The organism is Mycobacterium sp. NPDC048908, assembly GCF_043197955.1.
Lineage (GTDB): Bacteria > Actinomycetota > Actinomycetes > Mycobacteriales > Mycobacteriaceae > Mycobacterium.
The window spans coordinates 404,663-420,765 of record NZ_JBICUE010000005.1; the positions used below are offsets into that span (position 1 = coordinate 404,663).

Annotated in this window: 11 protein-coding genes; 4 read left to right on the top strand and 7 right to left on the bottom strand. The window is 67.8% G+C overall.

The window, feature by feature from the left end:
- Positions 1-3 precede the first annotated feature (3 nt).
- From mbtD to ACGFK1_RS16840, 4 genes are read right to left on the bottom strand one after another with little or no spacing between them, the layout of a single operon-like run.
- The gene (mbtD, locus tag ACGFK1_RS16825) at positions 4-2,904 is read right to left on the bottom strand and encodes a mycobactin polyketide synthase MbtD (protein WP_393431128.1); all 2,901 of its coding nucleotides are present in this window, start codon (positions 2,902-2,904) and stop codon (positions 4-6) included.
- Positions 2,904-4,208, bottom strand: a complete 1,305-nt coding sequence (locus ACGFK1_RS16830; RefSeq protein ID WP_393431131.1) for a polyketide synthase — start codon at positions 4,206-4,208, stop codon at positions 2,904-2,906. Before ACGFK1_RS16830 ends, mbtD begins: the two co-directional genes overlap by 1 nt.
- Complete coding sequence (locus tag ACGFK1_RS16835; protein ID WP_393431134.1) at positions 4,201-4,932, bottom strand: thioesterase II family protein; 732 nt, start codon at positions 4,930-4,932, stop codon at positions 4,201-4,203. Before ACGFK1_RS16835 ends, ACGFK1_RS16830 begins: the two co-directional genes overlap by 8 nt.
- Positions 4,929-8,414 (bottom strand): amino acid adenylation domain-containing protein, encoded by a 3,486-nt coding sequence (locus ACGFK1_RS16840; protein WP_393431137.1) that lies wholly within the window; start codon positions 8,412-8,414, stop codon positions 4,929-4,931. Before ACGFK1_RS16840 ends, ACGFK1_RS16835 begins: the two co-directional genes overlap by 4 nt.
- A gap of 57 nt (positions 8,415-8,471) precedes the next feature.
- On the opposite strand from ACGFK1_RS16840, the gene ACGFK1_RS16845 reads away from it, so the two are divergent.
- Positions 8,472-10,070, top strand: a complete 1,599-nt coding sequence (locus tag ACGFK1_RS16845; protein ID WP_393431140.1) for a (2,3-dihydroxybenzoyl)adenylate synthase — start codon at positions 8,472-8,474, stop codon at positions 10,068-10,070.
- A gap of 5 nt (positions 10,071-10,075) precedes the next feature.
- Here ACGFK1_RS16845 and ACGFK1_RS16850 read toward each other — a convergent pair whose 3' ends face one another.
- Positions 10,076-10,912 carry a family 16 glycosylhydrolase gene (locus ACGFK1_RS16850; protein WP_393431142.1) on the bottom strand — a complete coding sequence of 279 codons (837 nt, stop codon included), beginning with the start codon at positions 10,910-10,912 and terminating at the stop codon, positions 10,076-10,078.
- A 65-nt stretch (positions 10,913-10,977) separates the two neighbouring features.
- Between ACGFK1_RS16850 and ACGFK1_RS16855 the strand changes: the two genes are divergently transcribed.
- Positions 10,978-12,348: an MFS transporter gene (locus ACGFK1_RS16855; RefSeq protein WP_393431145.1), complete on the top strand. Its 1,371-nt coding sequence runs from the start codon at positions 10,978-10,980 to the stop codon at positions 12,346-12,348.
- 55 nt (positions 12,349-12,403) lie between these two features.
- Here ACGFK1_RS16855 and ACGFK1_RS16860 read toward each other — a convergent pair whose 3' ends face one another.
- Positions 12,404-14,905 carry a DEAD/DEAH box helicase gene (locus ACGFK1_RS16860; RefSeq protein WP_393431148.1) on the bottom strand — a complete coding sequence of 834 codons (2,502 nt, stop codon included), beginning with the start codon at positions 14,903-14,905 and terminating at the stop codon, positions 12,404-12,406.
- A gap of 102 nt (positions 14,906-15,007) precedes the next feature.
- On the opposite strand from ACGFK1_RS16860, the gene ACGFK1_RS16865 reads away from it, so the two are divergent.
- Positions 15,008-15,334: a winged helix-turn-helix transcriptional regulator gene (locus ACGFK1_RS16865; RefSeq protein WP_393431151.1), complete on the top strand. Its 327-nt coding sequence runs from the start codon at positions 15,008-15,010 to the stop codon at positions 15,332-15,334.
- A gap of 116 nt (positions 15,335-15,450) precedes the next feature.
- Positions 15,451-15,684 carry a 4-oxalocrotonate tautomerase family protein gene (locus ACGFK1_RS16870; protein ID WP_393431154.1) on the top strand — a complete coding sequence of 78 codons (234 nt, stop codon included), beginning with the start codon at positions 15,451-15,453 and terminating at the stop codon, positions 15,682-15,684.
- A gap of 13 nt (positions 15,685-15,697) precedes the next feature.
- Here the strand turns inward: ACGFK1_RS16870 and ACGFK1_RS16875 are convergent, their stop codons facing one another.
- Positions 15,698-16,081 (bottom strand): nuclear transport factor 2 family protein, encoded by a 384-nt coding sequence (locus ACGFK1_RS16875; RefSeq protein ID WP_393431156.1) that lies wholly within the window; start codon positions 16,079-16,081, stop codon positions 15,698-15,700.
- Positions 16,082-16,103 lie beyond the last annotated feature (22 nt).

Sequence of the window (16,103 nt, forward strand, 5' to 3'; positions counted from 1 at the left end):
GTGTCAGTCACGCGAAGTGTCCACCTTCTCTGTGGTGTCTTGTGCGTCGATGCGGGCGATCATCTCCTCACCGGTGATGCCGCTGAGCAGCGCGGCCAGCGGTATCGACTTGCCGGTGACGCGGCGAAGCCGCTTGCGCAGATCGAGTGCCAGCAGCGAATCCACCCCGAGATCGAGTAGCGATGCGGAAAGGTCGACCGTGGCGGCGTCCCCGAGATTCAGCGCCTCGGCCAGTTGTGTGCGCACCCGTGCCGCGGTGTCGACGAGCGATCCTGCGGTGTCCGAGTGTGTTTCAGTGTCATGCTGACTGGCGAAAAAGGTCTGTAGTCGGCCGCGGTCGGCCGCGATGATCACCGGGTCGACCGGATGATCACGCAGGCTCGCCTCGATGGCGGCCTCGGGCGCCATCGGCAGCAGACCGGACCGTTCGATGCGCGTCACCTCGTCGCCGTCGATGATTCCGGCGCCCCACAGCCCGTACTTGGCCACCACGCACCGTTGCCCCTTGGCACGTAGTTGTCCCGCCATCACGTCCAACATCCGGTTGGCGGCCGAGTACATGGCGTGACCGTGACCACCCCACACCCCGGACACCGAGGAGCACACCAGAATTCGCGTTTCGGGCTGCAGCGGCCACGACTCGGTGATGCGCGCCAGGCCCGCGATCTTGGCAGCGGCGGTGTCGGCGAAGGCAACGCCGGTGATCGCATCGCCCGTGCCGAATGTCGCAGCGCCCGCGGCGTGGATGACAAGTGTCGCGCCGTCCTCGGCATGGCCGCGCGCCGCGGTCCGCACCTGGTCGGCGGAGGTGATGTCGCATTGCACGGCCACCACGTCGGTTGCGCCAAGTCCTGCGGCGTCGAGTTCAGCGCCGCCGCGGCTGAGCAACACGATGCGTCGCGCGCCCCGAGCGGCGAGATAGCGGGCGTACTGCCTGCCGACCGCTCCGCTGCCACCGGTGATCACGACGTTGTCGAGCATGCCCGCCGCCAACGGCCATGGCTCGGCGGTCACGTCCTGCTCCGGTAGCGTCCGGCTGTAGAGCGTTGGTCCCGAGGCCCCGTCGCGGATGGCGGCCTCGGTGTGCTGGCCGAGCAGAGCGTTCACGACCGCTGCGGCGTCGTCGATGTCCCATGACGGCAGGTCCAGGTGGCGGAACGTCTGATCTGGATGCTCGAAGCCGATACTGCGGTGCATGGCAGCCAAGGCGGCCTGTGCGGGCAAGGCCACGGGTTCGGCGGGTCGCACGTGCTCGCCGCCGACGGTGACGAGCCAGACGTCGCGACAGGCGGCCCCGATGGCGTCGGGATAAGCGAGCAGTCCCTCACCCAACAGGGCGGCGAGGTCGTGGGCAGCGTGTTCGGCGTCGGGGTGATCGAGCAGTGGCGCCACCACGACGAGCATGTCTGCTGCGGAGGCGTCGACGAGGTGCATGTCGGGGCGCTCGCTGATCGCGTCGCGCAACCGGCCGCCGAGGGCACCGGCCGGACCCGGCAGGTCCACCACCGCCGCGTGCCGCACCGCCACCGGTGGGGCGAATCCGGTTTGAGCGAGCCACTTTTCGAATGCCACGGTGAGCCCTGTCAGGGAGGGCAGCGGCTCCGGTGCAGCCCACAGGTGCACTGCCTGCATCGGCGCATTGGGGAATCCGGGTAAGGGTTGCCGTTGTGTGTCGACAAGATCGGCCCAGCGGTAACCGGGGTCACCGGCGGCCACCGCGGCCATACTGGCGGACAACACATCGACCAGTGGGTCGTCGCGCCGACCCGATCCGACCGTCACCGCATCGTCGTCGCCGAGAAGGTCGTCGAGCGCGAACAGCAGGGCCGGATGCGCCGACAATTCCACGAACGCCGTCGCGCCGTGCGCGCGCGCTGCGGCCACGGCCCGGTCGAATCGCACTGTGGCGCGCAGGTTTCGGTACCAGTAGTCGGTGAACTCGGTGCCCGCGAGGACGACCGAGGCAGTCGCCGAGCCGATGAATGGGATTGGAGCTTCGGCGAATTCCGCGCACGGCAGCAGCCCGACGAGGTCCGCTCGAAGCGGTTCCAGCGCGCTCGTGTGTGCAGGGAAGTCGACGGCGATCTCGCGCGCGAACCCACCGTCGTTCACCACCGTGCCGACGACCGTGCTGATCGTCTCGCGGTCCCCCGACACCACCACCGACGAACCGGCGTTGACCACCGACAGTTCCAGCCAGCCACCCGTCTCGGCCACCAACCGTTCGGCCTCGTCCACTGAGACGCCCAGCACGGCCATGCCGTAACGCCCCGGCAACCCGTCGACCACCCGAGCGCGGGCGATCACCACCGCTGCCGCATCGGCAAGCGTGACCGCGCCGGCCACGTACGCCGCCGCCACCTCGCCGAGGCTGTGACCGACCGTGATGTCGGGCCGTATGCCGCAGGACTTCCACGCCGCCGCAAGCCCGACCGCGTGCGTGAACTGCGCAGCCTGGGTTTGTATCTGCGTGAAGTCACCGGCGGAGAGCAGATACCGCAGTGGTGATTGTGCCCCGAACGCCTCTGCGCACTTTTCGACTTCGGCGCGATAGACCGGCAGGTGCTGATAGGCCTCTGCGCCCATCGACGGCCACTGGCTGCCCTGGCCCGGAAACACGAATGCCCTTCTGGGCATGCAGGTTTCCGACGATCGGGCCACCAAGGGATGGTCGTGTCCTGCCGCGAGTGCGCGCAAACCGTCGGCGAGTTCGGTGACGTCCGATGCCCGCACCACGGCACGGTGACGCCGCAGTCGCCGCGTGCGCAGCAACGTGGCGGCGACGTCCGTCACATCAGGGTCGCGGTGCAGGTAGCGCAGTATCGCCTGCGCATCGGCGCCGATCAACTCCTCGGCGTGGGCGCTCACGACCACGGGCGTGCGCCCGTCGGGAAACGCGATCATCACGCAGCCCCGGCAGGCATCGACACGATCAGATGGGCGTTGGTGCCGCTCATCCCGAATGCGGAGACCGCGGCGAGGCGGTGACCGTCGCGGGCAGGCCACGGGGTCAGCGCGGTGGCGGGCCGTAAGCCTTGGCTGTCCCAGTCGATTTCGCCACTGGGCTGGTCAAGGTGCACGCTCGCAGGGACGGCTTCATGCTCGGCGGATACCAGCACCTTGGCCAGTCCGAGCGCGCCCGCCGCCGCCTGCGAATGACCGACGTTGGACTTCACCGATCCGAGCAGCGCGCCGCGGCCGGGTTGGGTGGCCCCGTATGACGCGGCCAGCGAATGCAGTTCGGTGCGGTCACCGAGCGTTGTGCCGGTGCCGTGCCCCTCGACCATGCCGATCTCGTCCGGTCGGACGCACGCGGTGGCCATCGCCCTTCGGAACAGCCGGGCCTGTGCGGGCCCGCTCGGCGCGGTCAGCCCGGTGGTGCGGCCGTCCTGATTGACGCACGTGGCACCCACCTGCGCCAGCACCCGACGCCCGTCGCGCAGCGCCGCGGACCGGCGCTGCAGAACGAACATCGCTGCGCCCTCGGCCCACACCGTGCCGCTGGCGTGTGCGCTGTACGGGCGGCAGCGGCCGTCGTCGGACAGCGCGTGCTGTCTGGAGAACTCGACGAAGAAGCCCGGCGAGCCCATCACGCAGACGCCGCCTGCCAGTGCCATGTCGCAGTCCCCCGCCCGCACCCCCTGCACCGCGACGTGGAAGGCCGCGAGGGCCGACGCGCACGATGCGTCGATCGTCATCGCGGGGCCCGCAAGGCCCAGCGTGTAGGCGATCCGTCCGGAGATCACGCCGAGCGCGGTGCCGGTGATCAAATGCCCGGAGTGGTTGGAGAATTCGGCCAGGTCCGGACCGTATCCAGTGGTCGAGGCGCCGACGTAGCAGCCGACGTCGTGGCCATCGAGATCATCGGGATTGATGCCGCTGTTCTCCAGCGCGCGCCATGCCACCCGCATCGCGACCCGCTGCTGCGGGTCCATTGCCACCGCCTCGCGAGGTGAGATGCCGAAGAATTCCGGATCGAAAGTGGCTGCGCCGGAGAGGAACCCGCCGAGGTCGTGGATGCGCTTGAACCCGTCGCGCCGCGACCCGTCCAGCAGGTCGCGCACGGACCACCCGCGGTCGGCCGGGAAGGGGCCCAGCGCCTCCCGCTGCTGCGAGAGCAACCCCCAGTACGCATCAGCGGTGTCCACGCCTCCCGGCGCCTCCAGCGCCATGCCGACGATGACGATCGGATCGGCGCCGTCACCCACTGACGAGCTCCGCGACGGCGCTGGTGTGTTCCCCGATGTAGAAGTGGCCGCCGTCGAACATCAACAACGTGAAGACGTTCGCGGTGTGGGCCTCCCACCGCTGCAACATGTCTCGGTGAACCCGATGGTCATGACTGCCGCCGAGCACGTGAATGTCGGCGTGAATCCGAACCTCCGGGTCGCACGCATAGCGGTTGAACGCCTGGTAGTCGGCGCGCACGGCGCGTAGCAGCAGATCGACGAAGTCCTCGTCGGCGAGCAACCGGGGGTCGGTGCCGCCGAGGTCGACCATGTCGGCGAGCACCTCTCGATGGGTGATCGGCAGTGGCGGCGAGGCCGCCACCGTCGCGGGCGCCTGGCTGGCCGACACCCACAGTTCGCGGACGTCTACCCCGCGGCGTTCAGCCACCCGGGCGAATTCGAACGCCACCACCGCGCCCATGCAGTGGCCGAACAGCCGCAACGGGCCGACGCGGCCCCAGTCACCGGCCTCGAACAAACCGGTGGCAAGAGCCTGCACGGTGTCGGGCGCCGGGTGCGTCAGGCGGTCGGCGCGTTGCGGGTACTGCACCACGTAGGCGTCAACTCCCCTGGCCGCCATCGCAGTTGCCAGCGGTCGGTACGCGGCCGCCGCGCCTCCTGCGTGCGGAAAGATCACCGTCGCGCCCCCTGGCCGCCCGGCGAACCGTTTGATCCACGGTGCGAAGTGCAGTTGCGTCGTCATGAAACCCTCGAGGTGTCGAGCGCGGATCGCACATCGGCTTCGCGCATGCCCGCGACTTCCAGATACAGCTCGGCCACTTGCTCGAGGCGGTGACTTGCCGGTTCCCGCTCGGCGAGCTTCGCGGCCAGCCCGGCGACGGTGCGGGTGGCGAAGACGTCAGCGACCATCACCGTCGGTGTGTCCAGCCACGCCCGGATGCGCGCGACGGCGGTGGTCGCCAACACCGAATCACCACCGAGTTCGAAGAAGTCGTCGTCGGCCCCCACGGCGGCGGCGCCAACCAGTTCGGCGACGATCGCGGCCAGCGCGGACTCCAGTGCAGTCGACGGGGCACGGCCGCCGCCTGCTGGATCGCCGGTGCTGACGGCGTCGGTAAGGGTTCGCGCGACCGCTCGACGGTCGGTCTTACCCCCTGCCGTCAACGGGATGCGCTCGACGATCTCGAAGTGGCGCGGAATCATGTGTGCAGGAAGGAGTTCGGCGACCCCGCTGCGCAACGACTCGATCGTCAGCGCCGCGTCGTCGGCTCTGACCACAGCGGCCAGCATGTCGCCGCCCCGTTCACCTGTCGGCCCGACGATCGCCGCCACCGCCGCGCGGACACCGGGAACACGTTGCAACGCGGCCTCGACATCGCCGAGTTCGATGCGATAGCCGCTGATCTTGACGCGGTGATCGACGCGGCCGACGAATTCCAGCGTGCCGTCCGGCCGGTATCTGACCAGATCTCCGGTGCGGTACCAGGTGCGGCACCGATACCGGACGAAGCGGTCGGCGGTCAGATCCGGCCTGCCCCGGTAGCCGCGTGCGATGCCGCGGCCGGTGATCCACAGTTCACCGGGCACCCAGTCGGGACAGTCCGCACCGTATGAATTGACAACGCGGCATGCGTTATTGGTGAACGGTGTGCCGTACGGCACCGCCGCCCAGTTCGCAGGCAGCGCATCGGCCTCGAACAGGGTGGCGTGCACCGCGGTTTCGGTGGCGCCGCCAAGTCCTGCCAACCGGACGCCGGGAGCCTGGCTTCGCAGTCGGCGCACCAACGCGGGGCGCACCCAGTCCCCTCCGGTCGGCACCACGCGCACCGAGCTCAATCGTCCGGCGCCGACCTCGACGAGCATCTCGAGCCAGCCAGGAAGGAAGTTCAGCACGGTCACGCGATGGGTGGCGATCTGCTGCGCCCAGTGGTCGGGGTCCCGGCGATGTGCCTCGTCGACGACGACGATCGCGGCACCTGCGGTCAAGGTGCCGAATACGTCGAGAACAGAGAGGTCACACTCCAGGTGGGACAGTGCCAGGCAGCGGTCGTCGGGCCCGATCCCGAAATGGCCGTTCAGGAATTCGATGGTGTTCATCGCGGCGTCATGGGTGACCTCAACGCCTTTGGGCTCACCGGTCGAACCCGAGGTGAACAGCACATAGGCCAACTCGTTGGGATCGACTGTGGGAGGGACGAATCCGGTGTCGTTCCAGCCAATCCGAAGTGCGTCGGTGATGGTGAGCGCCCGCACGTTGGTCGGGGGCTGGAAGTCGCCGCACACCAGCGCCATCCGGACACTTCCCGTCTCGATGATGCGCGCGACCCGGTCGGCCGGATGGTCGACGCCGATCGGCAGATAGACAGCGCCTGCGGTGAGGACGCCGCAGAGCGCGATGATCTGTTCGGCACACTTGGGCCCCATCACCGCCACGGTGTCGCCCGGTTCGATGCCTGCGGCGCAAAGCGCCGCCGCGACGGCGCGCACACCTGCACCCAACTCGGCGTAGCTCAGTTGGCCGGACGAACTGATGACTGCGAGTGCATCAGGTCGTGCCGTCATCGATGCGAACAATCCGTCGTGCAACGAGTTGCCGCTGGGCGCAGCGGTTTTGCTGTTGACGGCGTCTCGAACGGCGCGTTGCTCGTCGGTCTCCAGCGGTGCGCGGCGACTCTCCCAGGCGGCATCGTCGGAGGCCAGCCGACGGAGTTCGGCGATGTGCCGGTCGAACATCGCGTCGATGACGCCCGGCCGGAAGGCGTCCTCCCGAACGTCCCAGTTGACCAGGATTCCGCCGTCGATCTCGGTGACCTGAGCGTCGAGCAACACCTGCGGGCCTTGGGAGTTGATCCACACCGGCGTGCCGAAGGTGTCGGTCACCGGCGCGGCGAACAGTTCGCCAAGCCCGAGCGCACTGGTGAACACGAACGGCGCGAGCACCTTTGCGCCTCGGTGGCGACCGAGGTCGCGGAGCACGGAAAGACCCGGGTACGTCGCATGCGCGGCCGCAGCGCGAAAGCTGTCCTGGAGGGCGTGCGACCGCGCGGTCGCGGTGGCCTGCGCGGTGAGGTCGACATCGAGCAGGACCGATGAGGTGAAATCCCCGACCAGGTGGTCGACGTCCGGATGGCGTTGCTCGCGGCCGAACATCGGGACGTTGAGAAGGAAGCGCGGGTCGGCCGACCAGCCCGCCAATGCGTCCGAGAACGACGCGGCCAGCGCCATCGCCGGCGTCACGCCGCGACGGCGCGCGGCGGCGAACAGCGCGTCGCGGAGGTCGGGGTCCAGCCAGTGCCAGCGTCGGGTGGTGTGGCGCGGATTCAGCTGCTCGGCAAGCGGAACCAGCGGCAACCGTGGCGGATCGGGCAGTTCCGGTATCCGCTCCGCCCACCATTGCCGGTCGGTCTCGGTGGCTCTGGGCGGCACGGATGCCGCGGCCTGCCGGTAGTCGCGGTAGGTGTAGCCGAGGCCAGGCAGGCGCTGCCCGCCGTAGAGCGCGGCGAGGTCCGACATCAGCGTGCGGTAGCTCATCGCGTCGGCCGCCTGCATGTCGAGGTCCACATGCAACCTCGTCCTGCCGCCGGGCAACAGCGACAGCGTGAGCTCGAACACGTGCCCGTCGAGTTGTTGATGCGATTTGGCCCGGCGGGTGTTCGCGAGCCGGTCGGTGACCTCGTGGTCCGAGAGGCCGCTCAGGTCCACGACGGTGACCGGATAGCGCTGCGGCGTGGGGCCGATGCGCTGGGTGCCGTCGGGCAGAAACTGCACCCGCAGCATCGGGTGCCGGTCGGCCAGCGCGGTGGCAGCCCGCACGAGTCGCCCGGGATCGACTGCGGCGCCGTCGAATTCGACGTACAGGTGGCCCGCCACCCCGCCGAGCTGCTGGTCACTCGCCCTGCCGACCCACATCGCGTGCTGCATCGGCGCCAATGGGAACGGCGCGTTCGAATCACCCTGTGCACCAGAGTCTTCCGTCGACTGCCCGGTGACCTCTGCGGACGCGACGAGGCCCGACCATGCACGCACAGACGGCTCGGCGGCCAAGGATGCGAAATCGATGTCGATGCCTTGCCTACGCCACCGTCCCGCCAGCGACATCATCCTGATCGAGTCCAGGCCTTGACCGATGAGGTCGCCGTCGGGATCGACGTCGTCGGGGCTGATACCGAGAAGTTCGGCGACCTCTTCGCGGATGGTCTGCGGATCGACAGCCGCAACACGCACAAGCCCTCCATTGGTTAGCCTCGCCTTAGTTTGTGGAGGCTACCCTATATTCGAGGCATGGAAAGCCCTACGTCGGCCACCGCAAAGACCACTCCGCGCGCCGGTTTCGTACCGTTTCCGCGCGAGCGCGCCGCCTCCTACCGCGCCGCGGGACTCTGGCGGGGACGCCCGCTGGACTCGGTGCTGCGGGACGCCGCGACCGCATGGCCGGACCGGGTGGCGACGATCGACGACGACAACAGCCACACGTACGCGGAACTCGACGGTCTCGCCGACCGTGTCGCCGCAGGCTTTTCCCGCATCGGCATCGCACCCGGCCAACGGGTGCTCCTGCAATTGCCCAATTCGTGCCGATTCGCGGCCACACTGTTCGGGCTGTTGCGAGCGGGCGCCGTCCCCGTGATGTGCCTGCCAGGGCACCGACTGGCGGAGCTTTCTCACTTCGCGCAGGTGAGCCAGCCGACGGCGGTCGTTATCGCCGACGCCGCAACCGGTTTCGACTACCGTGCGATGGCCGACGAACTGGTGCGCAGACATCCGATGAAGATCGTCAGCGACTTGATCACCGAATCCGGGCCGCCGCCATCGTTTCACGTCGACACCGAGGCGCCGGCATTGCTGTTGGTATCGGGCGGCACGACCGGCGCGCCGAAACTCATCCCCCGCACACACGACGACTACTTGTACAACGTGTCGGCAAGTGCCCAACTGTGCGGGCTGGACGGAGACGACGTCTACCTGGCCGCGCTGCCCGCCGCGCACAACTTCCCGCTGGCGTGTCCCGGCCTGATGGGGGCGATGTCCGTCGGCGCCACAACGGTTTTCCTCACCGACCCCAGCCCGGAGTCGGCGTTCGCGGCGATCGCGCGGCACGGAGTGACCGCCACCGCGCTGGTGCCTGCGCTGGCGAAGTTGTGGGCGCAGGCATGCGCGTGGGAGCCGCAGCGGCCGACGACGTTACGGCTGCTGCAGGTCGGCGGCGCCAAACTCGGCGCCGAGGACGCGGCGGCGGTCCGCACCGAGCTGACGCCTGGCCTGCAGCAGGTGTTCGGGATGGCCGAGGGCCTGCTGAACTTCACCCGTCTCGAGGATCCGCCGGAGATCGTGGACCGCACTCAGGGACGGCCGCTGTCGGAGCACGACGAACTGAGGGTCGTCGACGAGGCGGGCGTCGAGGTGGCCGCGGGCGACGAGGGCGAGTTGTTGGTGCGCGGGCCCTACACGTTCAATGGCTACTTCAACGCTCCGAGCGCCAACGAGCGGTCGTTCACCCCCGATGGCTTCTACCGCACGGGCGACCGCGTGCGCCGGTTCGCCGACGGCTACCTCGAAGTCACCGGCCGGGTGAAGGACGTGATCGTCCGCGCCGGTGAGAACGTGTCGGCGCTCGACCTGGAAGCGCACCTCCTGACGCACCCATCGGTCTTGGCCGCGGCCGCGGTCCCGATACCTGATCACTATCTAGGCGAAAAGATCTGCGCTGCAATTGTTTTCAGTGGTCCGCCGATCGCGCTGCGGGACCTGAACAGATACCTCGAGCAGCGCGGCGTGGCGGCGCATGCGCGCCCAGACATGGTGGTACCGATGCCCGCGTTGCCGAGCACCGCGGTGGGCAAGGTCGACAAGAAGGCGATCGTGAAGCAGATCCAGCGCTGACGGGCCTACCAGACGCGGACGTAGTCGACGAGCATGTCCGCCGGGTAGGTCCCTGCCCCGGGATCACCGCCGCCTGAGCCGGCAACGGCGAGGTTCAAGATCGGAAACAGTGTGTAACCGGGGTCGTTGAAATGCCAGTCCGGCAGCGAGTTCGCCGGCACGCTGAAGTACGGCGCAGCGCCGTCCGTGTAGTCCTTCCAGAAGCGCATCCCGGCGTTGTCCCATGTGACGCGCCAGGTGTGCCAGCCACTGTCGACGGTGATGCCCTGCGAGACGTGTTCGCCGCCGTTCAACAACGCGTGGACGGTGGTGCCCGCGGCCCAGTTGCCGTTGCCGTACCACTCCATCAGGTCGACTTCGCCGCCGTTCTGCGGGTTGTTGTTGGCCAGATACCACGCTGGCCAGCAACCGGGGGTCAGGCAGTTCAACTTGATTCGGGCCTCCCAGGTGGTGCCGATAGGGCCCCGGTACTTCCCGAAGAGCTTGCCGCTGTAGTAGGTGTTGCCGTCCTTGGCGGCGCGGAAGACGAGGTTGGACTTACCGTCGATGAAGACGTTGCGCCGGTCATCGCGGTATTGGCCCACGTTCTCGGGCAGCTCCCAGAAGGTGGGATCTTCCATGCTCTCGCGGGCCAGCGCCGTTTCCCACTTCGACGCGTCCGGGGCCGAGCCTGCAGGTCCGTCGAACTCATCGCGGAAAAGATAGCCACCCGGCGGCGGCGCGGAGGGCGGCGGCACGGACCTGGACGGGGAGGCGCCGGCTGTCGGGACGGGCATCGCGGCGGCCAGCGCGGCGATGCCGGCCAGCGACATCGCGCTACGGCGATTCACATGGCGATTCATATTGGGCACCCCAACAGGAAAGCGGGTTCACCCGTCATGCGCAAATGTCGGATACCGTCCCGAGAATGAGCGATGACATGACGGCAAGCAGCCAGACCGGTCCGACACGCGCTCCCACAAGCATTCAACGGGCAGTGCTGAACACCATCAGGGGCTCCGCGGGCAACCTCGTCGAGTGGTACGACGTCTACGTCTACACGGTCTTCGCCTCCTACTTCGAGGCACAGTTCTTCGACGAAAACGACACCAACTCGACGGTGTACATCTACGCGATCTTCGCGGTCACCTTCCTGATGCGGCCGGTGGGATCGTGGTTCTTCGGCCGATACGCCGACCGCCGTGGCCGCAAGGCCGCCCTGATGCTCAGCATCTCCGTCATGTCGGCCTGCTCGTTCCTAGTGGCGGTGATGCCGACGCGCGAGATCCTGGGCTACTGGGCGGCGGTGATCCTGATCCTCGCCCGGCTCGTCCAGGGGTTCGCCACGGGCGGCGAGTACGGCACGTCGGCGACGTACATGTCCGAGGCGGCGACCGCGGATCGGCGCGGTTTCTTGTCGTCGTTCCAGTACGTGACCCTCGTCGGCGGCCACGTTCTCGCGCAGTTCACTCTCCTGATCGCACTGCACTTCCTGGATGACGACGCACTGCACGCGTGGGGATGGCGGATCGGCTTCTTCGTCGGCGGTATCGCGGCGCTGGTGGTGCTGTGGATCCGCCGCTCGATGGACGAGTCGCTGAGCGAGTCGTATCTGGAGTCCATCCGCGAGGGCAAGGACCGTGCGGCGGGATCGTTGAAGACGCTGTTCACCGTCCACTGGCGGCCGCTGCTGTTGGTCTTCCTCATCACCGCGGGCGGCACCATCGCGTTCTACACCTACAGCGTGAACGCCCCCGCAATCGTCAAGTCCAGCTTCGGCTCTGAGCGTTCGTTGACGGCCACCTGGGTCAACCTGCTCGGCCTGATCTTCCTCATGCTGCTGCAGCCAGTCGGTGGGCTGATCAGCGACCGGATCGGGCGCAAGCCACTGCTGGTGTTCTTCGGCGTCGCCGGTGTTTTCTACACCTACGTGCTGCTCACCTACCTGCCCAAGACCGGTTCGGCGGTTGTCGCATTCGCGCTGCTCTGCGTCGGCTACATCATCCTCACCGGCTATACGTCGGTGAACGCGATCGTCAAGGCCGAGCTGTTTCCCGCCGAAATCCGGGCGCTGGGAGTCGGATTGGGCTACGCGGTGGCGAACTCCGTGTTCGGAGGCACCGCGCCGATGCTCTACCAGGCGGCCAAGCCCGACCACATCACCTTGTTCATCGGCTACGTCACCGTCGTGATCGGTGTGAGCCTGCTGGTCTACATCTTCGCGCTCAAGAACAAGGGGGAAACGGTCCTCGACCGCGAGCAGGGCAGCGCCTGGACGGTGGTCACTGCCGCGCGATGACGCGCGACCCGGTGGCCGTCACGCGCCGGCCCTGCTGTGGGTCAACGTCTTGCTCCTAGTCGGATCGTCCGGCATCGATCATGCGCAGCACCGCGGCACCCTCCTCGTCAGAAGCCTCGAGGTCCACCTCGACCTCGAAGCCCCAATCGTGGTCGCCCGCCGGGTCGTCGAGGATCTGCCGCAGCCGCCACACCCCGGCCTGGCGATCGATGATCAGCATGGCCGGCCCACGGGCGTCGGCGCCGGTGCCCACCTCGTCGTGCTCGGCGAAGTACGCGTCGATGACGTCCGCCCAGCGTTCGGCAGGCCATCCGGAGTTCGCGTCCAACTGCCCCAGCTCGTCCGAACGCCGCCGCGCGAACAACTGCACGCGTTTGAAGAGGGCGTTGCGCACCATCGCCGTGAACGCACGTTCGTTGCCAATCAGCGGGCGCGGGCGGGCAGGCACCGCGACCGGCGTCTGCAGCGGCTGGTCTGGGTTCGTCAGTTGCTCCCATTCGTCGAGGAGGCTCGAATCCACCTGGCGGACAAGCTCACCGAGCCACTCGACAATATCGGTCAGCTCACCGGTGCGCGCCCCGGCAGGCACTCCTGAGCGCAGCGCCTTGTAGGCGTCGGACAGATAGCGCAGCACCGCACCCTCGGAGCGGGCCAGACCGTATCCGCTGACGTACTCCCTGAACGTCATGGCCCGCTCCCACATCTCACGCACCACCGACTTCGGCGAAAGCTGCGCGTCGGCCGCCCACGGATTGCTCTGCAGGTATACGTCGAACGCGTGGCCGAGGAGTTCCTCCAGCGGCTTGGGATAACTGACGTCGTCCAGCAGTTCGATGCGCTCGTCGTACTCGATGCCGTCCGCCTTCATCTGGGCGATGGCCTCGCCCCTCGCCTTCTTCAGCTGCGCTGCCAACACCGGCCGGGGATCCTCGAGCGTCGCCTCGATGACCGAAACGACATCAAGTGCAAAGGTTTCCGAGTTCGGATCGAGCATGTCGACCGCGGCGAGCGCGAACGTCGAGAGCGGTTGGTAGAGCGCGAAGTCTGGCGGGAGGTCCACGGTCAGCCGGTAGCGCCGCCCGTCGGGTTCGGGTTCTTCGAGTCGCTCGACGACGCCGGCCTGCAGCAACGAGCGGGCGATACCGACCGCCTCGCGGATGTGCGCAAGCTGCCGCTTGCGCGGTTCGTGGTTGTCGGTGAGCAGCCTGCGCATCGCGGTGAACGGGTCACCGGGACGGTCGACGACGTCGAGGATCATCGCCGTGGATACGCGCATGTTGCTTGTCAGCGGCTCGGGGGCGGCATCGACCAGCCGCGTCATGGTGGCCTCGCTCCATGGCACCATGCCCTCGGGTACCTTGCGGCGCACCAGCTTTCTTCGCTTCTTCGGGTCGTCGGCGACCTTGGCGAACTGTTTGAGGTTCTCCACCTCGTGGTCGGGTGCCTGCACGACAACGGTGCCCGCGGTGTCATAACCCGCCCGGCCCGCGCGACCTGCAATCTGGTGGAATTCCCGGGCGTTGAGCAGCCGGGTGCGGGTGCCGTCGTACTTGGACAGGGCCGAGAAGACGACGGTTCGGATCGGCACGTTGATGCCGACGCCCAAAGTGTCGGTGCCGCAGATGATCTTGAGCAACCCAGCCTGAGCCAGCTGTTCGACCAGCCGCCGGTATTTGGGCAACATCCCCGCGTGGTGGACGCCGATCCCGTGCCGGACCAGCCGCGACAGCGTCGACCCGAATGTCGAGGAGAACCGGAAACCGCCGATCAGGTCGGCGATCGCGTTCTTCTCTTCCTTGGTGGACACGTTGACGCTCATCAGCGCCTGTGCGCGCTCGAGCGCTGAGGCCTGGGTGAAATGGACGATGTAGATGGGCGCCTGCCTGGTGTCCAGCAGGTCGGCGATCGTCTCGTGCATGGGGGTGGTCGCGTACGAGTAGAACAACGGGACAGGGCGCTCGGCGTTGGCGACAAGCGCGGTCGACCGGCCAGTGCGGCGGGTGAGGTCTTCCCGCAGGAACGTGACATCGCCGAGTGTCGCTGACATCAGCAGGAACTGGGCCTTCGGCAGTTCCAGCAGCGGCACCTGCCAGGCCCATCCGCGATCGGGGTCGCCGTAGAAGTGGAATTCGTCCATGACGACCAGACCGATGGGTGCGTCGGCGCCCTCACGCAACGCGATGTTGGCCAGAACCTCTGCGGTGCAGGCGGTGATCGGCGCGCCCGCGTTGACCGAGGCGTCGCCGGTGAGCATGCCGACGTTGGCCGCGCCGAACACGTCGACAAGGGCGAAGAATTTCTCGCTGACCAGTGCCTTGATCGGCGCGGTGTAGTAGCTGCGTCGCCCTGCCGCCAGCGCCGCGAACAGCGCGCCGGTGGCCACCAATGACTTACCCGATCCGGTCGGCGTGGCGAGCACCACGTTCGCGCCGCTGACCAGTTCGATGAGCGCTTCCTCCTGCGCCGGGTAGAGCGCCGTGCCCTGCGCCTCCGCCCACGCGGCGAAGGAGGTGAACAACTCATCGGGATCGGCTGAGTGGGGCGACAGGAGCGACATCGGGAGCGACATTGTGAGGACAAGCGTGCCCGACGAGCTTGGTCGGCGCCGCGCCGCCCGCCTTCTAGCGCTCAGCGAGGGTCATGCTTCAAAATATGAAGCATGAAGTCGCCGCGGCCAGGTTCATCGGCACGAGGATCGACGTCGGGACGGCCGATCATGGTCGCACTCGACGTCCTGGGCCGCCGCGGCGCACTGCGCGTGATCTGGGAGTTGCGGGACGACCCCTTGACGTTCCGGGCGCTGCAGACCGCCGCCGAGATGAATCCGGCATCACTGAACACCCGCCTCAAGGAGTTGCGCGAGTTGAAGATCGTCGACCACAGCGGCGACGGCTACCACCTGACCGAACATGGGCGGTCACTGATGGCAGCGTTCAAACCGCTGCAGGCATGGGCGGACTCGTGGGCGCGCGAGGTGGAGATCTAGCCGGCGCTTTACTTTTCATAGCATCACGGGGTATGGTCGCCGTGCGTCGCGCTACAAAAATCATAGCGTGGCGCGCCGGTCACCGAATCCGTTGGCCGGGCAGCACAGGAGAAAGAGTGAAAGATGCGTTCGTCAACGTGAAGGTCATTGAGGGAGTCATCTCCGCAGCGCAAAAGCAGGACATCGTGCGCAAGGTGACCGACGCCATGGTGGAGATCGAGGGCGAGAACATGCGCCCGGTGACGTGGGTGGTGGTCGAAGAGGTGGCCAGCGGCGACTGGGGCGTCGGCGGAACGCCGTTGTATGCCGAGGACGTCAAGGCACTCGCCGTCGGTCACCCGGTCGGCTGAGCGGTCGTGCCTGCTAGCCGCGTGGCGGCGGCTGCGACCCGGCGTCTTGCGGATCGACTTCGACGGCATACGAGGTGATCGCCGTGATCTGGTCCGAGCTGAACTCGTAGACGTAGCAGCTCGCGACGGCGGTCATGCCGTCGGCGCGGATGTAGCGGGCGAAGGTGTCGACGGCGACGGCGCCCTCGCCCGCGACCACCACGCACCGGTCGTAGCTGGTGGTGGTGCCCTCCAGGCTGTCCAGCGTCTCCCGGCAGGTGTGCCGCACCGCGCCGGCGCCCTCGAGCACCATGTAGCCGACGATCGTCCAGCGCACGTCCTTGGCGAGGTGCGGCAGCGCTTCGTCGAACCGATGCTCGGAGAACGCGCGGCAGACGGCGCCGGGATCGAATGCCATGTGCTCGACGGTAGCGTGAGGC

What these genes read in the sequence shown, in the direction of transcription:
- mbtD (WP_393431128.1), bottom strand. Translation starts at nt 2,904, where the DNA reads ATGATCGCGTTTCCCGACGGGCGCACGCCCGTGGTCGTGAGCGCCCAC.
- ACGFK1_RS16835 (WP_393431134.1), bottom strand. Translation starts at nt 4,932, where the DNA reads ATGACGACGCAACTGCACTTCGCACCGTGGATCAAACGGTTCGCCGGG.
- ACGFK1_RS16845 (WP_393431140.1), top strand. Translation starts at nt 8,472, where the DNA reads ATGGAAAGCCCTACGTCGGCCACCGCAAAGACCACTCCGCGCGCCGGT.
- ACGFK1_RS16850 (WP_393431142.1), bottom strand. Translation starts at nt 10,912, where the DNA reads ATGAATCGCCATGTGAATCGCCGTAGCGCGATGTCGCTGGCCGGCATC.
- ACGFK1_RS16855 (WP_393431145.1), top strand. Translation starts at nt 10,978, where the DNA reads ATGAGCGATGACATGACGGCAAGCAGCCAGACCGGTCCGACACGCGCT.
- ACGFK1_RS16860 (WP_393431148.1), bottom strand. Translation starts at nt 14,905, where the DNA reads ATGTCGCTCCTGTCGCCCCACTCAGCCGATCCCGATGAGTTGTTCACC.
- ACGFK1_RS16865 (WP_393431151.1), top strand. Translation starts at nt 15,008, where the DNA reads ATGAAGTCGCCGCGGCCAGGTTCATCGGCACGAGGATCGACGTCGGGA.
- ACGFK1_RS16875 (WP_393431156.1), bottom strand. Translation starts at nt 16,081, where the DNA reads ATGGCATTCGATCCCGGCGCCGTCTGCCGCGCGTTCTCCGAGCATCGG.